This window comes from Mesorhizobium sp. M5C.F.Ca.IN.020.32.2.1 (genome assembly GCF_004023105.1).
Taxonomy (GTDB): domain Bacteria; phylum Pseudomonadota; class Alphaproteobacteria; order Rhizobiales; family Rhizobiaceae; genus Mesorhizobium; species Mesorhizobium wenxiniae.
The window spans coordinates 1-2892 of the sequence record NZ_RZSX01000795.1 but is presented as its reverse complement, the minus strand read 5'-3'; the positions used below and the strand labels follow the sequence as shown (position 1 = coordinate 2892).

The 2892-nt window shown below is 60.9% G+C and carries 4 protein-coding genes; 2 read left to right on the top strand and 2 right to left on the bottom strand.

What is annotated here, in order from left to right:
• Positions 1 to 367: iron-containing alcohol dehydrogenase (locus EOA86_RS28950; protein ID WP_128344795.1), on the bottom strand; the 367-nt coding region annotated here is incomplete at its 3' end.
• Positions 368 to 507: 140 nt separating this feature from the next.
• On the opposite strand from EOA86_RS28950, the gene EOA86_RS28945 reads away from it, so the two are divergent.
• Both EOA86_RS28945 and EOA86_RS28940 read left to right on the top strand, forming a co-directional pair.
• Positions 508 to 1209 (top strand): GntR family transcriptional regulator, encoded by a 702-nt coding sequence (locus EOA86_RS28945; protein ID WP_128344793.1) that lies wholly within the window; start codon positions 508 to 510, stop codon positions 1207 to 1209.
• A gap of 173 nt (positions 1210 to 1382) precedes the next feature.
• Positions 1383 to 1976, top strand: a complete 594-nt coding sequence (locus EOA86_RS28940) for a DJ-1/PfpI family protein (RefSeq protein ID WP_029350441.1) — start codon at positions 1383 to 1385, stop codon at positions 1974 to 1976.
• An 87-nt stretch (positions 1977 to 2063) separates the two neighbouring features.
• Here EOA86_RS28940 and EOA86_RS28935 read toward each other — a convergent pair.
• On the bottom strand, positions 2064 to 2892 hold an 829-nt coding region (locus EOA86_RS28935; RefSeq protein ID WP_245497408.1), incomplete at its 5' end, for an FGGY-family carbohydrate kinase.

Below are 2892 nucleotides of genomic sequence, written 5' to 3'. Positions count from 1 at the left end.
CGCCGTAGTAGTCCTGGAGCAGGCCGCCGTGACTGATGAGCAACGCGGCGCATTTGGCCATATCGAGACAACTGCCACCTCCTATGCCGATCACCATGTCCGGCGCAAACTCTCGCGCCATCTCTACGCAGACGGCAACCGTGTCTCGTGGCACATCGGGCAGCACACGGTCGTGCACCAGCACATCGATCGATGCGCACTCGAGCGCCTCCATGATCTCTGCGAAGGCGACAGTTGCGGCAAAGCGCTCGTCCGTACAGACAAGAGCGCGCCGGCCCAGCCTGGCTGCAACGGTTGGAATGACATGGCGCTGGCCCTTCCCGAAGAGGATCTCACGCGGGAGCCTTACGGCAGCGAAGAGGCTCATGTTCGTCCCTCGATGATGTTGGGAGTGGAAAGCGAAAGCTCGCCGAGCTCGGCCCTAATATCCTGTATTAAATCGTATATGATATAGGATTGTATTGAGCGAAGCATCGTGTTAGCCAGTGATCCTGTCAAGAGGCAAAGATGCAGGTCATGAACTTAAGCAATGCCCGAGATGCCGACCCCGCTAGCGGACGCATCCAGCGATCCAACAGCCTAGTCGAGGACGTGTATGAAGCGATCTTCGCGCAACTCATGTCACTGAAGATCGCGCCTGGCTCACGGATCACCGTCGACAGTCTGGTCAAGGAACTCGATGTATCCCACACGCCAATCCGTGAAGCGCTTGGCCGCCTCGAAGGCGAAGGCCTTGTGCTGAAGACACATTTGATCGGCTACCGCGCCGCGCCGCAGATAACCAAGCGCCGATTTGACGAACTTTATGAGCTTCGCCTGCTGCTCGAGCCGCATGGGGCGGCCAAAGCAGCCGCATTGATGGATGAGGCGAAACTTGCGGTGCTTCAAGAGTCCGCAGGGGGCATGGCGCGCCGCGAAGGCAAGGATGAACGCCTGCGTTACTCAAACTTCGCGCGGCAGGACGCCATTTTCCACGACAGGATCATGGAATTTGCCAACAATGATCTCGTGCGCGAGACTCTCGCATTCCAGCACACGCATTTCCACATCTTCCGCCTGATGTTCCATTCACGCGTTACCGAGGAAGCGCTCGACGAGCATGAGGCCATCCTGGCCGCCTTCGCTGCCTCCGATCCCGCTGCGGCGGAACAGGCAATGCGCCGTCATATCGAGCATTCTCGTGATCGTTTGCTGCTAGCGTTCGATTGAGACTGTCACGATGTCCGTCACCGTCCACATCGGGAGCGCCGCCGTCAAGCTGGATGCATCGTTGATAATGCAGGTAAACGCCCGGGACATCCCGGGTTCCCTTTTCTGAGACCCGCGCCGCCGGGCGAGTGCAATGCCCGCCCGACTTCCATTCACAAAACGAGGAACCGACCATGCCAGGCAAGAAAATACTGATGTTGACCGGTGAGTTTACCGAAGAATACGAGATCTTCGTCTATCAGCAGGCGATGGAGGCCGTCGGCCACATCGTCCACGTTGTCTGCCCTGACAAGAACGCCGGAGACCTGATCAAGACGTCGCTTCACGATTTCGAAGGTGACCAAACCTACACCGAAAAACCCGGCCACTATGCTTTGCTGAACAAAACCTTTTCGGAGGCGGAAAAACAGCTCGACCAGTATCATGCCGTGTATTGCGCGGGCGGTCGTGGCCCCGAGTACATCCGCACCGATAAGCGCGTGCAGGCGATAGTCCGCCATTTCCACGAAAACAAGAAGCCGATCTTTACGATCTGCCATGGCGTCCAGATCCTGATCGCGGTCGACGGCGTCGTGCGTGGGAAGAAAGTAGGTGCGCTGGCTGCCTGCGAGCCGGAAGTGACCCTCGCCGGCGGAACCTATATCGACCTGTCCCCGACTGAGGCCTATGTCGACGGAACGATGGTCTCGGCAAAGGGCTGGACCGCACTTGCCGCGTTCATCCGCGAGTGCCTGAAGGTGCTGGGAACGGAAATCCGCCACAACTGAGTCAATCGGCCCGATGCATCCCAGACGGGATGCGTCGTGATTGCCAGGTCTGTCGCTGCAGGCACGGCTCCACAGGCCTGAGATGCGTCACGGCTGCGTCGGCCGCGTCGCCGCCGCCAGCGTGTCGATGTCGTCGTAGAGCGCCTGGCTGTGATAGTAGAGCTTGTCGAAAACGGGTTGGGTGCGCCTGTAGGTCTCGGCCCATCTGGGGTCCGGCAGGATTTCGGCGCCGTAGCTCACGAAGCTCTCGGCCGCCTGTTCGACGCGCGAGAAGCGGCCGGTCGCCTTCGCGGCCATCGCGGCACAGCCGACAATGCCGCATTCGGGCTCCCGCGGAACCAGAATCGGAATGTTGAAGGCACTTGCCTTGATCTTCAGCCAGAGTTCGGTGCGCGCCCCGCCACCCGCGGCGATAACGCGCTCCAGCGGCTTGTTTGACGCGCGTTCCATGATGCGGATGTGACGCGTCATGGCAAAGGCGATGCCTTCCAGGATCGAGCGGTGCAGATGTTCCATGCCATGCCCGGCGCCCAATCCGAAGAACTGCGCGCGGGCGTTGCGATGGCGCCCCAGGCGCTCGCCGGTGAGAAAGGGCATGAAGAGCAATGCGTCGCAACCGGCGGGTGCCTCGGCGGCGCAGGCGACGATCTCGTCATAGGACAGCGCGTTGCTGTGGAAGGCGCGGCGTGCCCAGCGCATGCCGTCGCCACCGGTCTCCAGCAGCACGAATTGCGCCCAGTTGCCTTCGATCGTCGCAACGTTCGAGATTTCCGGGTCAAGCAGCGGCTTCTCTGCGATCGCCGTGATGATCGCGCCCGTGCCGGTGCTGTCGGAACCCATTCCCGGCCGACAAGCGCCTGAGCCGAGCAGTGCAACCGGATAGTCGGCGCCGCCGACCAGCACGGGGGTGCCTGAC

Bases quoted from the DNA above. Each gene is read 5' to 3' on its own strand.
- EOA86_RS28945 (WP_128344793.1), top strand. From the start codon at position 508: ATGCAGGTCATGAACTTAAGCAATGCCCGAGATGCCGACCCCGCTAGC.
- EOA86_RS28940 (WP_029350441.1), top strand. From the start codon at position 1,383: ATGCCAGGCAAGAAAATACTGATGTTGACCGGTGAGTTTACCGAAGAA.